The organism is Nocardiopsis dassonvillei, from assembly GCF_964273065.1.
Taxonomy (GTDB): domain Bacteria; phylum Actinomycetota; class Actinomycetes; order Streptosporangiales; family Streptosporangiaceae; genus Nocardiopsis; species Nocardiopsis dassonvillei_B.
The window spans coordinates 1,439,826-1,460,768 of the sequence record NZ_OZ186815.1 but is presented as its reverse complement, the minus strand read 5'-3'; the positions used below and the strand labels follow the sequence as shown (position 1 = coordinate 1,460,768).

Here is a 20,943-nt window from a genome sequence, read left to right as displayed (position 1 = left end):
CCGAGCAGGCCGATGCGCGGCAGGCGGTCCTGCACGGCGGGGTTCGGGGAGGACGGGGCGGGGGGCACGGGGGAGGGTGCGGGCATCGGGTTCTCCTCGCTGTCGGTGGGGGTCACTGGCCGTAGGCGTTGCGGTAGCGCTCGTGGAGCGCGTCGATGTGCTCCTGGGGCAGCCGCTCGACGGGCCCGGCCTGCCGGGCGATGTGCACGGTGCGGGCCGCGTCCTCGCACATCACCGCGGCCTTGACCGCGGCGGCGGCGGTGGGGCCGACGGTGAACACGCCGTGGCCGCGCATGAGGACGGCCGGGGAGCGGTGGCCCGCCAGGGTGTCGAGCACGCCGCGGCCGATGGCGTCGTCGCCGATGAGTGCGAACGGGCCCACCGGGATGTCGCCGCCGAACTCGTCGGCCATGGCGGTGATCACGCAGGGGACGGGCTCGCCGCGGGCGGCCCAGGCGGTGGCGTAGGGGCTGTGGGTGTGCACGACCCCGCCGATGTCGGGGCGCTCCCGGTAGATGTGGGCGTGGGCGAAGGTGTCGCTGGAGGGCCGGTGCCGCCCCTCGACCACGTTTCCGCGCAGGTCGCAGACGACCATGTCCTCGGGGCCCAGGTCGTCGTAGGAGACGCCGCTGGGCTTGATGACCATGAGGTCGGCGCCGGGCACCCGGGCGGAGACGTTGCCGCTGGTCCAGGTGACCAGGTTCCAGCGGGGCAGTTCGGCGTGCAGGGCGCTGACCCGGGCGCGCAGGCCCTCCACCGCGTCGCGGTGGGCGGACAGCGCGGCGGCGGGTGTCGGGGCGGTCATCGCGGTCCCTCTCCTTCGTCGGGCGTGCCGGGGGTGCGGGCGCGGTTGCGCAGGGCGCGCAGCCGGTGCAGGGCGTCGCTGCCGCCCCGGCCGAAGTGGTCGTGGAGCTCGGTGTAGACGGCGAAGAGCTCGCCGTAGGCGGCGGTCGCGGCGGGGTCCGGTTCGACGGGTTCGTCGCGGACCCGGCCCATGGCGGCCGAGGCGGTGTGCAGGTCGGGGTACAGCCCGGCGGCGACCGCCGCGTGGATCGCCGCCCCCAGGGCGCTTCCGTGCTCGGTGGCCGCGATCCGCAGGGGCAGGCCCAGGACGTCCGCGTAGACCTGGAGGACGAAGGGGTTGCGCACCATGCCCCCGGCGACCGTGAGGTCGCGGACCGGGACCCCGGCGCCGGTGAACGCCTCGACGATGGTGCGGGCGCCGAACGCGGTGGCCTCCACCAGGGCCCGGTACACCTCCTCCGGGCGGGTGGCCAGGGTGGTCCCGGCGATCAGGCCGGAGAGCGAGTGGTCGACCAGGACCGAGCGGTTGCCGCTGTGCCAGTCCAGGGCGACGAGGCCGTGCGCCCCGACCGGGGCCTCCGCGGCCCTGCGCGAGAGCAGTTCGTGGACGGAGACCCCGAGGGCGCGGGCCTCGTCGTGGCAGGCCGGGGGGACGTGGGTGTCGACGAACCAGCCGAAGATGTCGCCGACCCCGCTCTGCCCGGCCTCGTACCCCCAGGCGTCCGGGGTGATGCCGTCCCGGACCAGGCCGCACATGCCGGGCACGTCGGCGCGGACGTCGGAGTTCATCACCAGGCAGGTGCTCGTCCCCATGATGGCGAGCATCCGGCCCGGGCCGGTGGTCCCGGCGGCGGCCGCGGTCACGTGGGCGTCGATGGCGCCCACCGCGACCGGGGTGCCCTCGGGCAGGCCGGTCCACGCGGCGGCCTCGGCGGTGAGGCCGCCCGCGCGCGTGCCGGGCGGGGAGAGGGGGAGGTCGAGCCGGTCCCGGGCGAAGTCGGCCAGCCCCGGGTCGAGGGCGGCCAGGTACTCCCGGGACGGCCAGCGGCCGTCCTGGTACAGGCCCTTGTACCCGGCGGTGGAGGTGTTGCGGGTCTCGCGGCCGCAGAGCCGCCACACGATCCAGTCGGCGGCCTCGATCCAGCGGTCGGCGCGCGCGTACACCCCGGGGTCGTCGCGCAGGACCTGGAGGGCCTTGGCGAACTGCCACTCCGAGGAGATGCGGCCGCCGTAGCGGGACAGCCAGGGCTCGCCGCGCTCGGCGGCCAGGGCGGTGATCTCGTCGGCCTCGGGTTGGGCGGCGTGGTGGCGCCAGAGTTTGGGCCAGGCGTGCGGGCGGTCGGCGAGCCCGGGCAGCAGGCACAGGGGTGTGCCGTCGGCGGTGACGGGCAGGAAGGTGCAGGAGGTGAAGTCGGTGCCGATCCCGGCGACCTGCCCGGGGCGGACGCCGGCGCGGCGCAGGGCCTCGGGGACGGCGGTGCGCAGTACCTCCAGGTAGTCCCCGGGGTGCTGGAGGGCGGTCTCCGGTTCCAGCGCCTCCTTGCCGCCTGGGAGGTGGTCGGTGAGGACACCGTGGGGGTAGGCGTGTTCGGCCGTGCCCAGTTCGGCGCCGTCGGAGACCCGCACGACGACGGCGCGGCCGGAGAGGGTCCCGAAGTCGACGCCGACGACCACGGACTCCGCCGGTGGGCTTTTGTGCGCGCTAACATTCTCGGGCAAGGACGCTTCCTTCGGAGATGGGGAGATTGGGGGGTATCGGGTGAATGGTCCCCTGAAGTGGGGGGTTGTCGGTTTCAGGGGGCGGATGGTCCGAGGGTCGGGGTCCGAAATGTGATCCAAGTAATATTGTTCGCGCTAACATTTCAGAATGTCAACCCCCTCTCGGCTCCGGGGGCGCGGGCCCGGATCCCGCCCGACCCCGCCCCGGGGGGCGGCCGACGCGCCTCCGGCCCCGGCGATGCCCGCCCCGCGACCCGGGCCCCGCGACCCGGGTCCGTACCCGCGCCGGGTCCGGCCGGCCGCCCCGGCCGGGTGGTCTCGGGCCCTGCCCCCGTCCGGGCCGCACACCGGCGCGCTCCGCCGGGAGCGGGCCCGGCGCACTCGGGGAGCGGGCCCGGCGCACTTGGGGAGCCGCCCCGAGCCCGCGCCCGCCCGGTGGCCCCCGGTTCCGCCCGCGGACCCGGCCGCGACGCACGACGGGGCACCGCGCCCGGGCGGGCGCGGTGCCCCGTGGCCGGCCGGGACGGTCCCCGGCCGGTTCCTCCCCGCGGGTGCGGGGAGGGTCAGCCGTCGCGGCGGGGAGCGGGAGGCTCCCCCTCGTCATCGGAGGTGCGCATCTCGCCGGTGCTGCGGTTCCAGCCGGTCGGATAGGCGCGCCGCTTGCGGGCGGGCGCCCCCTTGCCGGGTACGCGCCGGTCGTCGGCGGTGTTGCGCCGGAGCACCAGGACCACGCCCAGGATGATCGCCACGACCATCACCACGGCCACCACCCATGCCCATTCCATGTCCTTCACCTCTCAGATTCGGGGTTCTGTCGGTTCGCAGTGCGGCCGGGGGTCGGCGGCCCCGGCCCTCGTCCACGCCGCCGCCCGCGCCCGCTCACGGCGCCCCCGCCAGGGAGAACCGCAGTGCCGTGTGGTCCAGCGTCGCCGGCAGGTCGCCGGCCGACAGCGGGGCGGAGTCCGCGCGGACCGGCAGGCCTCCGGCGGTGAGCGCCCCCAGGAACCGAGACGCGCTCGACAGCACCACGTCCCGGCCCGGGCAGCCGGCGGGTCCGTGGCTGAACGGCACCAGCCCCGGTTCGGCCCGGGCCCGCCCGTCCTGCCAGATCTCCGGGGCGTACGTGTCCGCGTACGGCAGCCGCGGGTCGCGGTGGAAGTAGGAGCTCACCACGACGAACGCCGTGCCCTCCGGGAACACCCGGCCCCGCAGCGCCGTCTCCCGCACCGTCTCCCGCAGGATCACCATCGTGGTCGGCCACAGCCGCACCGACTCCTGGACCGTCGCCGCCAGCCGGGCCGGGTCCCCGGCCTCCTCGCCGGCGTCGGCGTCCCACGCGGTGAGCAGCGCCAGGGCCCGGAAGGAGGCGATGGCCGCCGCGTCGAAGGCGAACAGCCAGTGCGCCACCTGGTCCTCGGGCCGCACCCGGTCGTCCTGGGGCAGCCGCGCGGCCAGGCTTCCCGGCTCGGCCCGCTCGATCCCGGCCCTCACCCGGTCGAGGAACTCCTCCCGGGTGCGCCGGTCCACCGGGAGCGCGTACGACCAGTCGGCGCGTGAACGCAGGTGGCGGAGCAGCACGGTGGTGAGGTGGTCCCCGGCGGCCCACGTCCCGAAGACCAGCCTGCGGGCCAGAGCGTCGAACGACGCCGAGAACCTCGGCCAGTCCAGCACTCCGGACCCGCCCAGAGCGTGGCGCAGGACCGCGGCCTCCTCGTCGGCGTGGGCGTCCAGCACCCCGGTGTCGGGGTGGAGCCGTCCGGGCGCCAGGGCCTCCTCGTTGGCCTCACGCCGGGGCCCGCGCGCGTCGATGTCGGACGCCAGCACCCCGTGCGGCTGGAAGTGCGCCAGCGCGCCGCGCTTCTCCCGGCCGCCCGGTGAGAACGGGTCCGGCGTCCCCTCCAGGACGCTGCGCACGTCCTCGGGAGCCAGCACCAGGGCGAGGGGGCGGCCCGCCACGGTCAGCGGCAGCGGTTCGTCCCCGTACCGTTCGCGCAGCTCGCGCAGCAGCCCGGCCAGTCGCCGGTCGGTGTCCAGGGCCGCGGCCACCCCCTCCCACAGCGGCCGCCGCACGATCACCCCGCGGGCGACCAGTGTGGACAGCAGCGGGAGCAGGCGCGCCCTCTCCAGCAGATCGGGGCCCGGATCCGTGAGCATCGTGCCCATCGTCCTCACCGCCTTCCGTTCACTCCGGGTTGCGAACGCGCACCACCGGTGCGCACCAGGGCGACTACCCGCAGGCCGGGGAAGGGAACATGGCGGCTCCGCTGCCGACCGCGGCGGCCCTGTTCCGGGGCGGGGCCGCCCGGGGTCACCTGACCGGCGGGTCGCCGCCCTCCGGCGGCGGCAGGTCGCCGTCGGCCGGACCCTCCTCCGGCTCCCGGCGGGCGCTCCCGGCGCCGGGGCTCTGGTCCCACCCGGTCGGGTACGTGCGGCCGTCGGGCCGCTCCCTCCAGTAGTCGTCCGGAGAGCGCAGGGCCCTCTGCTTGCGGGCGACGTCCCGGCGCAGCACCCAGACCACGAACAGGATCACCACCACGGGGACCGCCACGAACGCGACGGCCATCAGCGGTTCTGCGGACATCGGGTCCTCCATCGTTCACCCCCGGCGTCGGCGCGGCCCTCACAGGGCGGCGAGGAGGTCGCGGCACGCCTCCTCGCAGCGGCGGCACACCTGGGCGCACACCCGGCAGTGCTCGTGGTGCCCGGCGTGCCGCTCGCACTCGTCGCCGCACCGGCGGCAGGCCCGCGCGCAGGCGTCCAGGACCGCCTTGACCAGGTCGTCGTCGTTCCCCGTGCGGCGGACCAGCACCCGGTACGTCGTCTCGCACAGGTCCGCGCAGTCCAGGTCCGAGCGCACGCACTCGACGAGGTCGTCCCGCTCGTCCTCGCCCAGGCAGGCGTCCGCGCAGACGGTGCACACCTGGGCGCACTCGCCGCAGGCCTCGACACAGGCCCGGATCTTCTCCCCGACGCCCTCCGGGTCGTCCGGGTGGGTGTACAGCATCCGTCCGACCGTGCTCATGGCCTCCCCCTCCTTCTGTCGGTTCCCGTACGGTTCCGCGGCCGGCGCGTCCGGCCGCGCGTTCACACGTGGTCGCGCGGGATCGTCTCGCTCCACTGCCGGGAGAAGATCCGCTCGCCGTTCTCGTAGGCGTCGAGCGTTCCGTACACCTTGAACACGGCCTCGGTGCACTCCAGCGCGGTGTGCGTCTCGGTGCGCGTGTGCCAGTCCCCGCGGGAGAAGCGCATGGTCCAGCTGGTCTCGCCGCGGGCCGAGGTGACGTCCCCGGCCACCGACTCGTAGTGCTCGTGGGCGCGGCGGCCCACGTCCAGGTCGATCTCCTCCAGGTGCATGATGCCGCCGTCCTTGACGATCTCCAGCGACGACCGGGTGTCCACCAGGTCGCGGTGCACCTCCCACCGGTGGTCGGGCAGCTCCTTCCGGAAGGTGGGGGTCTCCGGCGTCGTCTCGGGTTCGCCGAAGGGCCGGGCGTTCGCGTCCTCGCCCTCGGGCACCGGCCGGACCGGCAGGTCCAGGGCGCTGCCGGCGGGGTGGACGGACAGCAGGACCGGCCGGGGCGGCGGCCAGGCCAGCGGCCAGTACGAGGTGGACAGCGACAGCCGGATGCGGTGGCCCGCGGGGAACCTCTGGGCGACCCCGTTGAGGACGATCCGCACCCGGCGGCGCTCACCCGGCGGCATCTCCTCCGGCTCGCCGTGCCCGTTCCGGTGGGTGAGGTTGAGCAGTCCGAAGGTGACGCGCGTGGCGGACCCGTCGGGGGCGATGTCGCTCAGCCGCGCCGCCACCATGGCCACCGGCTCGTCGACGGACACCTCCAGGTCCACCACGGGGGCCCCGAGGATCTCCACCGGCTCCCGCAGGGCCTCGGTCTCGAAGACCAGGGAGCCGCCGTCCTCCTCCCGCTGGTCGTAGGGCAGGTCGGGCGGCGCGTTGTACGAGGCCCACTTGCCCGCGAACTGGCCCACGGTCAGGGGCGAGGAGATGGTCAGGGGCCCGCCCGGGTCCTCGTCCTCGGGAGGGGTGAACTCCTCGGAGGCGAACAGGCGGTGCGGCCCCAGGGCGAAGCGCGTCCGCTCGACGTCGGGGGAGGGCCACCGGTCCGCGCTCACCCACCGGCCGGGTCGGTCCTCGTAGGAGGTGGCGGGCGGCACGGAGTCCTGCATCCAGGCCCACAGCGCGGGCCCCTCGTCCGCGCCGTTCCGCTCGCCCTTGAGCCAGCGGTCGAACCAGGCCACGACCTCCTGGAGATAGCCGATGGCGGGTCCGGGCAGGCCCAGGTGGGGGTAGCGGTGCGACCAGGGGCCGATGAGCCCCCGGCGCGGCGCCTCCAGGTGCTCCAGGACGCGCAGGACCGCGTTGGAGTAGCCGTCGGCCCAGCCGCCGGCGGCGAGCACGGGGCAGGCCACCCGCTCGGGGTTCTCGATCACCGAGGCGTGCCGCCAGTAGTCGTCCCTGCGCTGGTGGTGCAGCCACTTGATGATCCAGGGGCGGTTGGCCTCCAGCCGCTCCAGCCACATGTCCCGCCACCGGTCGCCCACCGTCATCGGGTCGGGCGGGCAGGTCCCGAACGCGAACGTGGTCCCGGACTCGGCGAGGTTGTCCGAGAGCAGGCAGCCGCCCATGTAGTGGAAGTCGTCGTTGTAGCGGTCGTCGGTGAAGGACGCGATGGCGATGGCGCCCAGGCTCGGCGGCCGCCGGGCCGCCACCTGGAGGGCGGCGAACCCGCCCCAGGACAGGCCCATCATGGCGGTCGAGCCGTCGCACCAGGGCTGTTCGGCGAGCCAGGCCAGGACCTCCTCGGCGTCCTGCTGCTCGCGCTCCAGGTACTCGTCGGTGAGGACCCCTTCGGAGTCGCCGCTGCCGCGCATGTCCACGCGGACGCAGGCGTAGCCGTGCCCGGCGATGTAGGGGTGGTGGGTCGAGTCGCGCACCGCGGTGAGGTCCCGCCTGCGGTAGGGGATGTACTCCAGCACCGCCGGGACCGGCTCCAGCTCGGCGGACACCGGAAGCCAGGCGCGTCCGGCCAGGCGCACCCCGTCGGACATGGGGATCCAGAAGTGGTCCTCGGTCCGGACCTCGTACGGCAGGGTCTCGATCACCCGCATGAAGGCTCCTTTCCGTCGGATGCCGGCCGTCAGCGGTCGTCGTCGGAGACGTCCTCGAACTCGAAGGAGAGCTCCTCGGCGCAGCGCTCGTACTTGGCGCGCATCTCCGTCTCGTCGGCGCCGCCGATGACGATCTTGGCGAGCTCGAAGCTGTAGCTGTCCTGCGCCTCGAGCGCGGAGAGCCGCTGCCCCTCCTCCGGCACGATCACGATCCGCACCCCCGGCAGGCTCTCCTCCAGGCGGCGTACCTCCTCGGGGGTGGGGACCCGGGTGACCAGGCCGTCGGAGAAGCGGCGCAGGTACCACTCCGCGGCGATGCCGTACTCCCCCTTGAGCCCCTCGGGGAGCACGGGCTCCCGGCCCAGGGCGAGCCTGAGCATCCGCTCGTGGTTGGCGGCCCCGTCGACCAGTTCGAACAGCGAGGCGTGCGCCTGGGAGTGGCGGGGGTTGACCTCCAGGACCCGGATGTCGTCCTCGACGGGGTCGTAGAAGAACTCGATGCTGAACGTCGAGTTGTCCAGCCCCAGCTTGCCCATCACCCGCTCGGAGATCGTCGCCAGCCGCCGCCGGACGCCCTCGGGCAGGGTGGAGGGGTACTGGTGGCGCAGGAAGACCGGGCTGGCCGGGTAGTCGACCGAGTCCAGGGTGGCGTAGACGACGCACTCGCCCTGGTGGACGTAACCCTCGACGGCCACCTGGACCCCGTGCAGGGCGGCCTCGGCCAGGCAGGACGTGCCGCCGGCCTCGGCGATCTCCGGCGGGAGGTCGACGCGCCGCAGGATCTCCTCGAAGGGGCGCCCGATCTTGCCGATCCCCTCGCGCAGCCTGTCGACCGCCCGGTAGAACTCCTCGTCGTTCTCCACCCGGAAGGCGAGCTCGGAGGAGGCCGACTTCACGGGCTTGAGCCAGAGGGGGTACCCGGGCTTCGACGGCGGGGTCGGGTCGTTCAGGTCCACGAGGGCGAAGTCGGGGTACTCGTCGATGACCTCGCTCTGGAGCAGGCGGCTCCAGTACTTGTGCTCGCACCGGACGACGGATTCCAGGGTGGGGGAGGGGAGACCGCGGGGGGCGGCCAGGATCGGCACCAGCAGGGTGATGGGGAAGTCCCAGAAGCCCGCGATGGCGTCGACGGAGCCGTCGAACCCGTCCATGGTGCTCTGGGCCTCGGCGATGGTCTTCTCGATGTCAAGGTGTTCGGATCTGAGGTTCTCCAGTGTGGACAGGGGATGGAAGTCGCACTCCCGTCCGGTGGGCGTCCTCGCGAGGATCTCGCGGTTGCGCTCGTCCAGGCCGGGGATGAAGACGTTCTTCCGTGGCATGGGACCTCCCGTTTCTCCGGTCGTGCCCCGCCCCGCGCCCGCCGTTCCTGCTCGGACGACCGGGGGACGGGGGATGTGGGAGGGCGACTACCCGAAGAGCCCACCCTCAATCGGTGTGCGGGGAGTTGAGGGCGGACAGGAAGCGGACCAGCAGCGCCTCCCGGGTGGCGGGGGCGAGTCCGTCGAGGATCGTGTTCACCGCGGCCATCGGCGATCCGCCCGGTCCGCCGAGGGAGACGCCGACCGCCGACAGCAGCTCCACGAAGGCGCGGTCGTCGACCGTCTCCAGGTCCAGGCCCGCCACCGCCTCCACCAGGCCCGCGGGCAGGTCCGGGCGCGCACCGCGCACCGCCGCGACCGCGTCGGCCAGCACCTCCAGCAGCGCGTCCACGCCCGCCAGCGACACCCCCGTCAGCGTCAGGTGCAGGTTGGGCGGGATGCCCGCGTACGACAGCTGGACCTGGAGGAACCAGCCCGACCTCGCGACCTCGTCGGCCAGCACGAACACGTCCACCGCCGGGTCGGCCGAGGCCAGGGCCACCAGCGGCGCGTCCGGCTCGCCCAGCACCCGCAGCTCCGGGATCTCCGCGACCCCCTCGCGCAGCCGCGCGGCCGCGGACATCGCCTCGGCGGCCAGTTCCCGGTACCCCGACGCGCCCAGCGCCCGCAGGGTGGCCCACGCCCCCGCCAGCGGCCCCGCCCCCTTGCTGCTCTGCACCGTGGGGTTGATGACGGTGTACCCCGGCCAGTCGGCGCTGGCGTAGTAGGCCGCCCGCCGCAGCCGCTCCGACGCGAACAGCACCACGGACGCCCCCTTGGGCGCGTATCCGTACTTGTGCAGGTCACAGGAGAGGGAGGTGACCCCCGGTACGGACAGGTCGAACGGCGGAGCCTCCTCCAGCCACGGCAGCACCCAGCCGCCCACGCAGGCGTCCACGTGGCAGGGCACCCCGTGTCCGGCCGCCAGCGCGGCGATCTCGGGCACCGGGTCCACCACCCCGTGCGGGTACGACGGCGCCGACGCCACCACCAGCGCCGTGTCCGGTCCGAGGGCGGCGGCGACCGCCGACGGGACCGCCCGCAGGGTCGCGGGGTCGACGGGCACGGTGACGGGCACCAGCCCCAGGTAGTGGCAGGCCTTGCGGAACGCCGGGTGCGCGGTCACCGGCAGCACCACCTCGCGCCCGCCCCCGGAGTCGCGGGCCGCCTTGACCGCCAGCATGATGGACTCGGTCCCGCCGCTGGTGAAGATGCCGGGCGTGCCCGCGCCCCCGCCCAGGGCGGCGGCGACCGCGCCCACCACCTGCTTCTCCAGGGCGACGGTGCTGGGGAACGCCGTCGGGTCGAGTCCGTTGACCTCCAGCATCTCCAGGTAGGCCCGGTGCCCGGCCTCGCGGACGTGCGGCCGTCCCGGGTCGTACACGTAGGCGGCGACCCGGCCCTCGCGCACCGGCAGGTCGCCCTCCTTGAGGCGGGCCAGCTCGGCGAGCAGGTCCTCGGTGGAACATCCGTCCTCAGGCAGCATTCTCGTCTCCCACGACACTCTCGCGCCTTGCGGCGGTCAGCTTTCGGAACGCCAGCAGCGGTGCCAGGCTCACCAGGAACAGCGCGGCGGGCATCAGGGTGAAGCCCCAGCTCAGGCCCATCAGTGCGCTCTCCGGCTGGGCGACGGCCCCGGCCGCGTCCGAGGAGCGGAACGCCGTCGCGGCCAGCACGGCCGAGAACAGCCCCGGCCCCAGCGCCATGGCCCCCGTCTCCAGGCCGGTCCACAGCCCGGTGAACGTGCCCGCCTGGGCCTGCCCGCTGCGGCCGGCGTCGTCGCGCACGGTCTCGGGTAGCAGGGACAGCGGCAGCAGCTGCAGACCGGTGTAGAAGAACCCCGCCAGGCCGGTCACGGCCAGCACCGCGGCGGCGTTCTCGGTGAGGACCGCGGGGAACAGCAGGGCGGCCGTGGCGGTCATCGCGGCCAGAGCCGCCAGGTAGCACTCCACCGTGCCGAACCGCCGGGCCAGTGCCGACCAGGCGGGCACGGCCACCAGGCTGGGGCCGACCACGCACACGAACATGGCGGAGGTGAGCCCGTAGTCGTCCAGCCGGTGGGCGGCCACGTAGGGCGCCCCCGCCAGCATCACCGACACCGCCAGGGACTGGGTCGAGAACGCGGCGGCCAGCGCGAAGAACGGACGGTTGCCGCGGGCCGCCCGGAACGCGGCGACCGGCCCGAGCGTGTTCGGGCCGGGTCCGCCGCGGATCCACCGGGTGCCCAGGGTGGCGGTCAGCAGCGCCGCGCACAGCACCGCCCCGATGACGACCCCCATGGCCAGGTGGCCGGGCCGCCCGCCGCCCGCGGCCTCCACGACGACGGGGGCGAGTCCGCCCGCGGCCAGGATGCCCAGGGTCAGGCACACCACCCGCCAGGACATGGCGCGGGCCCGCTGGTCGCGGCGCGGCGAGATCTCCGCGGGCAGCGCGACGTAGGGCACCTGGAAGAGGTTGAAGGCGGTGGTGGCCAGCAGGAACGCGGCGCCCACCCAGAGCGCGGACCAGGCCGGGGACCGGACGGGGGCCGCGAACATGGCGGCGAACAGCAGCGGCAGGAGGAGTGCGCCGGTGAGCATCAGCCGGGAGCGGCGGCCGGTCCGCACGGCCTCCCGGTCGCTGAGGACCCCGATGGCGGGGTCGACGAGCATGTCCCAGACCTTGGGCAGGACCAGCACGAGCCCGGCGATCCCGGCGGCGACGCCGAGCACGTCGGTGAGGTAGTAGAGCAGCAGCAGGCCGGGCAGGGCGGAGAAGACGCCGGTGCCGACGGATCCGATCCCGTAGGTGAGGAGCCGTGCGCGGGGGAGCGGGGCGCCGGTCATACGCGCCCGCCGAAGGGGCGGGCCCGGCGGGGGGAGGTCCAGGGGAGGGGAGCACAGGGGAGGGAGGCGCGGGGGAGGCGGTCCTCCTCGGGGGAGGGGGAGCCGGGGCGGTCGACATGACCGCGCCCGGTGTAAAGGGGGGAGTTCACCCGCCGCACGTTACCCCGGCGTGCGGGCGCGGGCAATGGTCCGGGAGCGGTTCCAGCGCCCGTGACCTCGGTCTTCGCTCAGCGTGACCCCGGCCCTCCCGGCGGTCGCCGCCGGGGCCGGCGCACGGGGTGGAGTGCGGGGCCGCGCGCGGGACGGGAGGCGGACGGCCCGCCGGGCGCGCCCCCGTGCCGTCACGCCTGTTTTCCGCGACGCCGCCCCGGGTAGCCGTGTACACATCCCTCCGACCCCAAGATCCGGACACGACCAGCACGGGGCGGACGGCGGGCGGCGGCACCGCGTTCCGGCGGTCCGCCGCGGGCGGGGCGCCGCCCGCGCCGCCCTCCCGAGAGCACGGAGGAGACATGCGCACTGTGCAGCGACCACACCGTCCGTACGAGCGCGAACAGGAGCCGCAGCGGGCGCGCTACCCCGACCCGGCGCCGGACCCGCCGATGCCGCCGGACCCGTTCCCGCCCCAGCCCGTCCCGCCCACGCCGCCCGGGCCGGGGCCGGACCCCGAACCGCCGGGCCCCGGTCCCTTCCCCGAGCCGCCCTCGCCGGAGCCCGAGCCCGCACCGGCCTGAGGCCGGGCGCGGCCCGGGCCGCGCCCACGGCGGGCACCCGTCCGCACGGGTGCCCGGAGGGTCGGACGCCGACTCGGGTGAATTCGTTCCGTAAGGGGGATTGACCCCAGCGTGACGGGATCATAGGTTGCGGTACCGGAAGGACTCCTTCCGGTTCGGTGCGGCCCAGGCCCCGGCCGCATCGGACCGCCACCCCCGCCGGAGGATGCCGTGCCCCACCCCTCGCCCCCTCACGCCCGCGCCCCCCGGGCCCCGCGCCTCGCCCGTGCCGGGTCCGTACTGCTCGGCCTCGGCCTGCTCGTGACCGCCGCGTTCACCGTGCACGGCCAGGCCGCCGCCTCCGCCGTCCCCGCCGCCACCGTCGCCGACTCCTCGCGGACCGGCGCGGCCACCCCCGTCGGCGAGCACGGCCGGCTGCGGGTGTGCGGCCTCAAGCTCTGCGACGAGAACGGACGCCGGGTCCAGCTCACCGGCATGAGCTCCCACGGCCTCCAGTGGTTCTCCCACTGCCTCACCGACGCCTCCCTGGACACCCTGGCCCACGACTGGAACGCCGACGTGCTGCGCGTGTCCATGTACATCCAGGAGGGCGGCTACGAGACCGACCCGCGCGGCTTCACCGACCGGGTCCACGGGCTCATCGAGGAGGCCACCGAGCGCGGCATGTACGTCATCGTCGACTGGCACATGCTCAGCCCGGGCGACCCCGACCACAACCTCGCCGCCGCCCGCACCTTCTTCGCCGAGATCGCCGACGTGCACGCCGACAAGGACAACGTGCTGTACGAGATCGCCAACGAGCCCAGCGGCGTGCCCTGGTCGTCCATCAGGAGCTACGCCGAGCAGGTGATCCCGGTGATCCGGGCCGAGGACCCCGAGGCGGTCGTGCTGGTCGGCACCCGCGGGTGGTCCTCGCTGGGGCTCTCCGAGGGCGCGGACCACCGGGAGATCACGGCGGACCCGGTCGACGCCGACAACATCATGTACGTCTTCCACTTCTACGCGGCCTCGCACACGTCCTTCCACCGGGAGGGGTTCCGCGCCGCCGCGCAGGAGCTTCCGCTGTTCGTCACCGAGTTCGGAACCCAGGAGTACACGGGGGACGGGCCCGACGACTTCGCCTCCGCCCAGGCCTACCTCGACCTGATGGAGGAGGAGCGGATCAGCTGGGTCAACTGGAACTTCTCCGACGACTTCCGCTCGGGCGCCGTGTTCCGGACCGGCGCGTGCGCCTCGGGCGACTGGACCTCGCTCAAGCCCGCGGGCGAGTGGATCAGGGACCGCATCCGGGAGAGCGGGACGGCGGCCTGACCGGTCCCCGCGTGCCGGACCCGCCCGGTCCCCCGGCCGGGCGGGTCCGGCGCCGCACGCCGGCTCCTCCGGACACGGGCGTCACCGGGCACCGGTGGCGCCGGCTCCGGCCGCCCTCCGCGATCCCCCGGCGGGACGGGCCGCCGGTCCCGGCCGACCTCCCGGCGGGCGCCCGCGCCGCCCGGCGCCGCATCCACCGCGCGCAGGCCTCCGGTGAGGCCCGGCGGGCGGCCGCGCCGCTCAGGTCGCGCGCGCGGTGGAGATCCGCAGGTCCCCGTCCCCGCCCACGTCCACGACCACGTCGTCGCCCTCGGCGATCTGCCCGTCCAGCAGCATCCGCGACATCCGGTTCCCCACGTTGCGCTGGATGGTGCGGGCCAGCGGCCGCGCCCCGTAGGCGGGCTGGTACCCCTGCTGCGACAGCCACCCCACCGCCTCGTCGGTGAACCGGACCGTGACCCCCTGCGCCCTGAGCCTCCGCTCCGTCCCGGCCAGCATCAGCCGGGTGATGCGGTCCAGCTCCTCGCGGTCCAGCTGGCGGAACACCACGATCTCGTCGATGCGGTTGATGAACTCCGGGCGGAACTCCTCCCGCAGCCGCCGCATCACCCGCTGCTCGGTGTCGGGGTCCATCTGCCCGTCGCCCGTGAACCCCATCGGGCCGCCGCCGGTGATCGCCTCCGACCCCAGGTTGCTGGTCATGATCACCACCGTGTTGCGGAAGTCCACGGTCCGCCCCTGCCCGTCGGTGAGCCGCCCGTCGTCGAGCAGCTGCAGCAGCAGGTTGAACACGTCGGGGTGGGCCTTCTCGACCTCGTCCAGCAGCAGCACCGAGTACGGGTGGCGGCGCACCGCCTCGGTCAGCTGGCCCGCCTCCTCGTACCCGACGAACCCGGGCGGGGCGCCGGTCAGGCGGCTGGCGGTGTGCCGCTCCTGGAACTCGCTCATGTCGATGCGCACCAGCGCGTCCTCGGAGCCGAACAGCGCCACCGCCAGCGCCTTGGCCAGTTCCGTCTTGCCCACGCCGGTCGGGCCCAGGAACAGGAAGCTGCCCACCGGCCGGTCCGGGTCGCCCAGCCCGGCGCGGGAGCGGCGGATGGCCTCGGCCACCGCGGTGACCGCCTCGTCCTGGCCGATGACCCGCTCGTGCAGCACGCCCTCCAGGTCGACCAGGCGCTCGCGCTCCTCCCGGGTGAGCTGGGAGACGGGGATGCCGGTGCCGCGCGAGACCACCTCGGCGATGTCCTCGGCGGTCACCTCCGGCACCGCCGAACCGGTACCGCGCGCCTGGTGGACGGAGTCGCGGGCGGCGCCGATCTCGTCGCGCAGCGCCGAGGCCCGCTCGTAGTCCTCGTCCTGGACGGCCTTCTCCTTCTGCTCCTCCAGGGTGCGGAGCCTCTCCTCCAGCTCGCGCAGGGCCGAGCTGGAGGCCCTGATCCGCAGCCGGACCCGGGCGCCCGCCTGGTCGACCAGGTCGATGGCCTTGTCGGGCAGGAACCGGTCGGCGACGTAGCGGTCGGACAGCTCGGCGGCCGCCACCAGGCTCTCGTCGCTGAAGCGCACCTGGTGGTGGGCCTCGTAGCGGTCCTGGAGGCCGCGCAGGATCTCGATGGTGTCCTCGACCGAGGGCTCGGGCACCAGGATCGGCTGGAACCGGCGCTCCAGGGCGGCGTCCTTCTCGATGTTCTTGCGGTACTCGTCGACGGTGGTGGCGCCGATGATGTGCAGCTCACCGCGCGCCAGGGCGGGCTTGAGCATGTTCCCGGCGTTCATCGAGCCCTCGGCGGCACCGGCGCCGACGATGGTGTGGATCTCGTCGACGAAGAGGAGCAGCCGCTCGGACTGGGAGCGGACCTCGTCGACGAGCTTGGTGAGGCGCTCCTCGAAGTCGCCCCGGTACCGGGTCCCGGCGACCATCCCGGCCAGGTCGACCTGGACCAGCCGTCGTCCGCGCAGCGTCTCGGGGATGTCGTCGTCGGCGATGCGCTGGGCGATGCCCTCGACGATGGCGGTCTTGCCGACGCCGGGGTCGCCGATGAGGACGGGGTTGTTCTTGCGGCGCCGGGCCAGCACCTCGATGCACTGGTCGACCTCGTCGTCGCGGCCCACCACCGGGTCCAGGCGGCCCTCGCGCGCCAGCGCGGTCATGTCGGTGCCGAACTCGTCCAGGGTGGGGGTGGTGGACGGCTCCTCCTCGGCGGGCTCCGCGGCGGCGGGGCCGGCGGCCTGCTGGAGGCTCTGCGGGGTGACCCCGGAGTCGCGCAGCAGCCGGCCGACGGGGCTGTCGGGGTTGACGGCGAGCGCGAACAGCAGGTGTTCGGGGGTGATGCTGGAGCTGCCGGTGGCGCGGGCGATCTGGAAGGCGTCCAGCAGGCTGCGCTTGGCGGACGGGGTGAGCCGGGCCGAGGCGCGCACCGACCGGGGCGCGTGGGCGACCGCCTGGTCGACCAGCTCCGCCAGCCGTCCGGCCGTGTCCGCGGTGCGCTCGACGAGTTCCCGGGTGGGCTGGTGGTGCAGCAGTGCCCAGAGCAGGTGGACGCTGTCGATGTCGCCGCCGCTCTCCAGGGCGCGCTGGACGGCGGCGTCGGAGACCTGGCGGGCCTCGGGGCTCATGAGCTTGGACATGTCCACGCGGCGCACCTGGCCGCGGGAGGAGCCCAGGAAGCGGGCCAGCATCTCGTCGAACGAGCGGTCGCCGTCGTCGGGAAGGTCGGTGGTCATGGTGTTCATCCCCCGGGCGAAAGTGCAGTGACTTCATAACCCTAAGTGATGAAGTGTCCGGTTCCCGGGAGGGGGAACCGGCGTGGGGCGGTGGCGGAAGGAGCCGTCCCGCCGCCCCGGGCGGAACGGTACGGACCCCGGCGGAGGCGGCGCGGTGACGCCGCCCCCGCACGGATCAGGGGGCGGAGGCCTCGGTGAGCAGGGCGGTGGAGTCGGCGTCCAGCACCAGCGAGTTGACCGGCAGCAGGTCCGCCAGCTGCTCGGGGTCGCGGGCGCTGGCCAGCACCGAGTCCACCCCCGGCCGGTCGGCCAGCCAGGCCAGTGCCACCGCCGCCTGTGCGACGCCCAGCCGCTCGGCCACGGTGTCCAGGGCGTCGAGGACGCGCAGGGCCCGCTCGTCCTCCACCAGCCGCGTCACCTGGCTCGCGCGCGGGCTGTCCACGCCCGGGCCGCCCGGCCGGTACTTGCCGGTGAGGAAGCCCCGCGCCAACCCGAAGTAGGGCAGCAGGGACAGGCCGCGCTCCCGCGCCAGGGGCACGAGGCCGGCCTCGATGTCCCGGTGCACCAGGTTGTAGTGCGGCTGCACGCAGACCGGGGCGTGCAGGCCCCGGTCCGCGCAGATGTCCAGCCAGGCGCGGATGCGGTCGGGCGCGTGGTTGGACAGGCCCACGGCGCGGACCCGGCCCGCCTCCACCAGCTCGGAGAAGGCGCGGGCGCTCTCCTCCAGCGGGGTGTCGGGGTCGTCGAAGTGCGCGTAGTACAGGTCGATGGCCTCCACGCCCAGGCGCCTGAGGGAGGCCTCCGCGGCGGCGTGGACGTTGGCCGCGGACAGACCCGGGAACTCCGGGTGCCGGCTGACCTTGGTGGCCACCACGAGGCCGTCGGGGCGGCCCCGGTCGGCCAGCCAGCGGCCGATGACCGTCTCGGACTCCCCTCCCCGGTGGCCGGGGGCCCAGGCGGAGTAGGAGTCGGCGGTGTCGACGAAGGTGCCTCCGCCCGCGACGAAGGCGTCGAGGACGCGGAAGGAGGTCGGCTCGTCCGCGGTCCACCCGAACACGTTCCCGCCCAGGCACAGCCGGGAGACGCGCAGGTCGGAGCCGCCGAGGGAACGGGGCTTGACGTCGTTCATGTTCACCAGGTTCCAGGAAGGCGGATGGTGCCGCGCACAGGCTAGGGCACCCTCCGCCTTTCGACCAGGACCCGCCCGCCCGGCCGCACAGCCGGGCGGCCGCCTCCGGCGTGCGCGGGCCAGCGGGCGCCGGGGCCGGCCCGGGACCTCTCAGCGGACCCGCCGGCGACCCGGCGGCCGAGCCCCTGCTGTGGGCGGCCCCGGCCACCGCCACCGCCGGCCTCGCTGACGGTGCCGCGCGGAGCCCGCCCCGGGGGAGTGCCCGACGCGTCCGAGCCCGACCCGGCCCCCTGCGCCGATGACGGCGGACCTCCGTGCGGCGCATTCCGGCCCGGTGCCGGTCCGCGGCCCCGGAGGGGGTTTTCGCGGTGCCGCCGCCCCGGGCCCCGACTCACACCCCGTGGGAGGCGCGGCGCACCTCGGCGTAGCGCTCGCGCACCCGCGGGGCAGGGGCCGCCGCCACCTCCTCCGCGACGCCGCCGGTGCTCCACTCCGGCGGGGCGGCGGTGCCCGCCAGCGCCCAGGCGGCCTGGCGGGCGGCGCCCAGGGCCACGTACTCGGCGGGCTCGGGCACCACCACCGGCGCGTCCAGCACGGTCGCCGCCACCCGGCGCACCGCCTCCGACCGCGCGCCGCCGCCCACCAGCAGCACCCGCCGCACCGGCACGCCCCGGTCGGTGAGCGCCGACAACCCGTCGGCCAGGCCGCAGAGCATCCCCTCCACCGCGGCCCGCGCCAGGTGGGCGGCGGTCATGTTGTCCCGGCGCATCCCGTGCAGCGAGCCCGCGGCCGTGGGCAGCGCCGGGGTGCGCTCCCCGTCCAGGTAGGGCAGCATCACCAGCCCGCCCGCACCCGGTTCCGCCGCCAGCGCCAGCGCGTCCAGCCCGGCCGGGTCGGTGCCCAGCAGCCCCGCGGTCGCGGTCAGCACCCGGGCGGCGTTGAGCGTGCACACCAGCGGCAGGTACCGGCCGGTCGCGTCGGCGAACCCGCACACGATCCCGGAGGCGTCGCGCACCGGCGTCTCGCTCACCGCGAACACCGTCCCGCTCGTCCCCAGCGACACCACCGCGTCACCCGGGCCCAGACCCAGCCCCAGCGCGGCGCCCATGTTGTCCCCGGTCCCGGGGGCGATCACCGCCCCGCCCGGCGTGTACCCGACCGTCTCACCCGGCGCCGCCACCCGCGGCACCTCCAGCTCCCGCCCGAACGCCCGCCCGAGCAGGTCCGCCCGGTACTCCCCGCTGCTCGGCGACCAGTACCCGGTCCCGGAGGCGTCGCCCCGGTCCGTGGCGGGTGCGCCTTCGCCGCCCGCCAGCCGCCAGGTCAGCCAGTCGTGCGGCAGCATCACGCCCACCGCCCGTGCGGCCTTCTCCGGTTCGTGCTCGGCGAACCAGCGCAGCTTGGACACCGTCAGCGAGGCCCCGGGGATGTTGTCCACGGCCTGTGCCCAGGCGTCCGGGCCGTCCAGCTCGGCGATGAGGTCCTCGGCGGCCCCGGCCGAGCGGGTGTCGTTCCACAGCAGCGCCTCGCGCACCACCTCGCCGTCCTCGTCGACGGTCACCATGCCGTGCTGCTGCCCGGCCACGGCGATCGCCGCCACCCCCTCCAGCAGTCCGGCCGAGGCCTCCTCCAGCGCCGCCCACCAGGCGCGCGGGTGGACCTCCGTGCCGTCGGGGTGCGGGGCGCGGGCCTCGCGTACCACCTTCCCGTCCTCGGCGTCGCAGACCACGATCTTGCAGGACTGGGTCGAACTGTCGATTCCGGCGACGAGGGGCATCGTGACTCCGCGGTGAGGGAATTAGTCGGGGCTCCCAACGAATTTAGTCCGCGCCGCCCGTTCTGTCACGGGCGGATCCCGGTCGCGGCGCCCCGGGTCGCTTCGGCGGCGCCACCCGGGCGAACGCGCCGCGGCGGCGGTGACGGGGGTCTCCGGTGCCGGGGTGTGCGCCACCCGGCTCACCGCCGGCCGGTCGGGTGCCCGAGTGCCCGCACGCCAGGTGCGCCACTGCGCCGTCCGGCGGCGGCACCTCCTCCGGGCCGGGCGGCCGGTCCGGCGTCGGCGGGCCGGAGGCGCGGCGTTCTTCCTACTGAACCTGTAGGAAATGTGGTTTACTGGGTCGCATGGCAGTCGGCACTCCCGTACACCTGCGGACCTGGCGGAGAACCCTCACCTTCGACGAACGCTGCCGTTGAGCGGCCGGCGCGCCGCGCCGACCGCACCCCGCCCGTGCCCCGGACCACCGCAGCACCGAGAAGAAGACGAAGCCCATGACCGTCGACGCCACCGTCCCCAGCGCCCCGACACCGCTCACCCTGGACCGCCTGGCCGCGCTGACCGCCGAGGTGGCCGAAGAGGTCCGCCGGGGCCTGCACGAGATCCACTTCGACGCCGAGGACCGCTGGTCGGTGCGCCTGCACGCCGACGACCACACCGACGTCTGGCTCATCTCCTGGACCCCCGACCAGTCCACCCGGCTGCACGACCACGCGGGCTCCCTGGGCGCCCTGACCGTGGTCGCCGGCGAACTGGTCGAGCACTACTGGGCCGGAGGGCTGCGCGAACGCACCCTCGCCGACGGCGGGGGAGGCCGCTTCCCGCTCGGCCACGTCCACGACGTCGTCAACACCTCCGGCGCGCCCGCCGTCAGCGTGCACGCCTACTCCCCGCCGCTGACCGCCATGCACTACTACGAGGTCGGCGGCGACGGCGCGCTGCGCCGCACCGACAGCATCCTCACCACCGACCCCGAGCCCGACGCGCCCACGCTGGGCGGCGTCCCGGCCCGCGGGGAGGCCCGGTGAGCGCCGTCGACCGCCTCCTCCACAGCAGGCGCGCCCGCCTGGAGCGGCTGTCGCCCGCCCAGGCCCTGGAGGCCCAGGGCGCCGGAGCCCTGCTGGTCGACACCCGGCCCGTGGCCGACCGCGAGGCCGAGGGGGAGATCCCCGGGGCCCTGGTCATCGACCGCAACGTCCTGGAGTGGCGGCTGGACCCGACCAGCCCTCACCGGGTGCCCGAGGCCGACTCCGCCGACCGGCACATCGTGCTGTTCTGCAACGAGGGCTACGCCTCCAGCCTGGCCGCCGCCCAGCTCCAGGAGCTGGGCCTGAGCCGGGCCACCGACCTCGTCGGCGGCTTCCGGGCCTGGCGGTCCGAGGGCCTGCCGGTCCTCGGACCCCGGGACTGAACCGCCCGGGCGCACGCAGCCCGGGGTTCG

Annotated in this window: 16 protein-coding genes; 3 read left to right on the top strand and 13 right to left on the bottom strand. The window is 75.1% G+C overall.

All coding sequences use genetic code 11. The features are described from left to right. Positions 1-112: 112 nt before the first annotated feature. The 10 genes from ACSUPR_RS06525 to ACSUPR_RS06480 all read right to left on the bottom strand — a co-directional run bounded on the left by ACSUPR_RS06525 (position 113) and on the right by ACSUPR_RS06480 (position 11,833). Positions 113-805 (bottom strand): L-ribulose-5-phosphate 4-epimerase, encoded by a 693-nt coding sequence (locus tag ACSUPR_RS06525; RefSeq protein ID WP_436890137.1) that lies wholly within the window; start codon positions 803-805, stop codon positions 113-115. Continuing rightward, the gene (gene araB, locus ACSUPR_RS06520; RefSeq protein ID WP_436891892.1) at positions 802-2,478 is read right to left on the bottom strand and encodes a ribulokinase; all 1,677 of its coding nucleotides are present in this window, start codon (positions 2,476-2,478) and stop codon (positions 802-804) included. Before araB ends, ACSUPR_RS06525 begins: the two co-directional genes overlap by 4 nt. A 608-nt stretch (positions 2,479-3,086) precedes the next feature. Then, positions 3,087-3,308: a hypothetical protein gene (locus ACSUPR_RS06515; protein WP_436890135.1), complete on the bottom strand. Its 222-nt coding sequence runs from the start codon at positions 3,306-3,308 to the stop codon at positions 3,087-3,089. A 94-nt stretch (positions 3,309-3,402) separates the two neighbouring features. Further along, positions 3,403-4,677 (bottom strand): cytochrome P450, encoded by a 1,275-nt coding sequence (locus ACSUPR_RS06510; protein ID WP_436890134.1) that lies wholly within the window; start codon positions 4,675-4,677, stop codon positions 3,403-3,405. Positions 4,678-4,831: 154 nt separating this feature from the next. Further along, positions 4,832-5,104, bottom strand: coding sequence for a hypothetical protein (locus ACSUPR_RS06505; protein ID WP_436890132.1), 273 nt, complete (start codon positions 5,102-5,104; stop codon positions 4,832-4,834). 39 nt (positions 5,105-5,143) lie between these two features. Continuing rightward, positions 5,144-5,545 (bottom strand): four-helix bundle copper-binding protein, encoded by a 402-nt coding sequence (locus ACSUPR_RS06500; RefSeq protein WP_436890131.1) that lies wholly within the window; start codon positions 5,543-5,545, stop codon positions 5,144-5,146. Positions 5,546-5,607: 62 nt separating this feature from the next. Further along, on the bottom strand, positions 5,608-7,650 hold the full coding sequence (locus ACSUPR_RS06495) for a CocE/NonD family hydrolase (RefSeq protein WP_436890128.1): 2,043 nt from the start codon (positions 7,648-7,650) through the stop codon (positions 5,608-5,610). Positions 7,651-7,679: 29 nt separating this feature from the next. After that, positions 7,680-8,969, bottom strand: a complete 1,290-nt coding sequence (locus ACSUPR_RS06490; protein ID WP_436890127.1) for an ATP-grasp domain-containing protein — start codon at positions 8,967-8,969, stop codon at positions 7,680-7,682. A 106-nt stretch (positions 8,970-9,075) separates the two neighbouring features. Further along, positions 9,076-10,494, bottom strand: a complete 1,419-nt coding sequence (locus ACSUPR_RS06485) for a pyridoxal phosphate-dependent decarboxylase family protein (RefSeq protein ID WP_436890125.1) — start codon at positions 10,492-10,494, stop codon at positions 9,076-9,078. Beyond that, a complete protein-coding gene (locus ACSUPR_RS06480) occupies positions 10,484-11,833 on the bottom strand; it encodes an MFS transporter (RefSeq protein WP_436890122.1) in 1,350 nt (449 codons plus the stop codon). Before ACSUPR_RS06480 ends, ACSUPR_RS06485 begins: the two co-directional genes overlap by 11 nt. 944 nt (positions 11,834-12,777) lie before the next feature. Here ACSUPR_RS06480 and ACSUPR_RS06475 point away from each other — a divergent pair. Further along, a complete protein-coding gene (locus tag ACSUPR_RS06475; RefSeq protein WP_436890121.1) occupies positions 12,778-13,878 on the top strand; it encodes a glycoside hydrolase family 5 protein in 1,101 nt (366 codons plus the stop codon). Between the two features lie 240 nt (positions 13,879-14,118). Here the strand turns inward: ACSUPR_RS06475 and ACSUPR_RS06470 are convergent, their stop codons facing one another. From ACSUPR_RS06470 to xylB, 3 genes are all read right to left on the bottom strand, one after another. Beyond that, a complete protein-coding gene (locus ACSUPR_RS06470; protein WP_436890119.1) occupies positions 14,119-16,599 on the bottom strand; it encodes an ATP-dependent Clp protease ATP-binding subunit in 2,481 nt (826 codons plus the stop codon). Positions 16,600-16,774: 175 nt separating this feature from the next. Beyond that, on the bottom strand, positions 16,775-17,728 hold the full coding sequence (locus ACSUPR_RS06465; protein ID WP_436890118.1) for an aldo/keto reductase: 954 nt from the start codon (positions 17,726-17,728) through the stop codon (positions 16,775-16,777). 391 nt (positions 17,729-18,119) lie between these two features. Next, positions 18,120-19,505, bottom strand: coding sequence for a xylulokinase (gene xylB, locus ACSUPR_RS06460; RefSeq protein ID WP_436890116.1), 1,386 nt, complete (start codon positions 19,503-19,505; stop codon positions 18,120-18,122). A gap of 491 nt (positions 19,506-19,996) precedes the next feature. Between xylB and ACSUPR_RS06455 the strand changes: the two genes are divergently transcribed. Together ACSUPR_RS06455 and ACSUPR_RS06450 are read left to right on the top strand one after the other, a co-directional pair. Then, entirely contained in the window at positions 19,997-20,530 is a 534-nt protein-coding gene (locus tag ACSUPR_RS06455) for a cysteine dioxygenase (RefSeq protein ID WP_436890114.1), read from the top strand. Further along, positions 20,527-20,913, top strand: a complete 387-nt coding sequence (locus ACSUPR_RS06450; protein ID WP_436890113.1) for a rhodanese-like domain-containing protein — start codon at positions 20,527-20,529, stop codon at positions 20,911-20,913. Before ACSUPR_RS06455 ends, ACSUPR_RS06450 begins: the two co-directional genes overlap by 4 nt. Positions 20,914-20,943: the final 30 nt, after the last annotated feature.

Coding starts and splice junctions, on each gene's coding strand:
- ACSUPR_RS06525 (WP_436890137.1), bottom strand. CDS start 805: ATGACCGCCCCGACACCCGCCGCCGCGCTGTCCGCCCACCGCGACGCG.
- ACSUPR_RS06515 (WP_436890135.1), bottom strand. CDS start 3,308: ATGGAATGGGCATGGGTGGTGGCCGTGGTGATGGTCGTGGCGATCATC.
- ACSUPR_RS06510 (WP_436890134.1), bottom strand. CDS start 4,677: ATGCTCACGGATCCGGGCCCCGATCTGCTGGAGAGGGCGCGCCTGCTC.
- ACSUPR_RS06505 (WP_436890132.1), bottom strand. CDS start 5,104: ATGTCCGCAGAACCGCTGATGGCCGTCGCGTTCGTGGCGGTCCCCGTG.
- ACSUPR_RS06500 (WP_436890131.1), bottom strand. CDS start 5,545: ATGAGCACGGTCGGACGGATGCTGTACACCCACCCGGACGACCCGGAG.
- ACSUPR_RS06495 (WP_436890128.1), bottom strand. CDS start 7,650: ATGCGGGTGATCGAGACCCTGCCGTACGAGGTCCGGACCGAGGACCAC.
- ACSUPR_RS06490 (WP_436890127.1), bottom strand. CDS start 8,969: ATGCCACGGAAGAACGTCTTCATCCCCGGCCTGGACGAGCGCAACCGC.
- ACSUPR_RS06485 (WP_436890125.1), bottom strand. CDS start 10,494: ATGCTGCCTGAGGACGGATGTTCCACCGAGGACCTGCTCGCCGAGCTG.
- ACSUPR_RS06480 (WP_436890122.1), bottom strand. CDS start 11,833: ATGACCGGCGCCCCGCTCCCCCGCGCACGGCTCCTCACCTACGGGATC.
- ACSUPR_RS06470 (WP_436890119.1), bottom strand. CDS start 16,599: ATGACCACCGACCTTCCCGACGACGGCGACCGCTCGTTCGACGAGATG.
- ACSUPR_RS06465 (WP_436890118.1), bottom strand. CDS start 17,728: ATGAACGACGTCAAGCCCCGTTCCCTCGGCGGCTCCGACCTGCGCGTC.
- xylB (WP_436890116.1), bottom strand. CDS start 19,505: ATGCCCCTCGTCGCCGGAATCGACAGTTCGACCCAGTCCTGCAAGATC.
- ACSUPR_RS06455 (WP_436890114.1), top strand. CDS start 19,997: ATGACCGTCGACGCCACCGTCCCCAGCGCCCCGACACCGCTCACCCTG.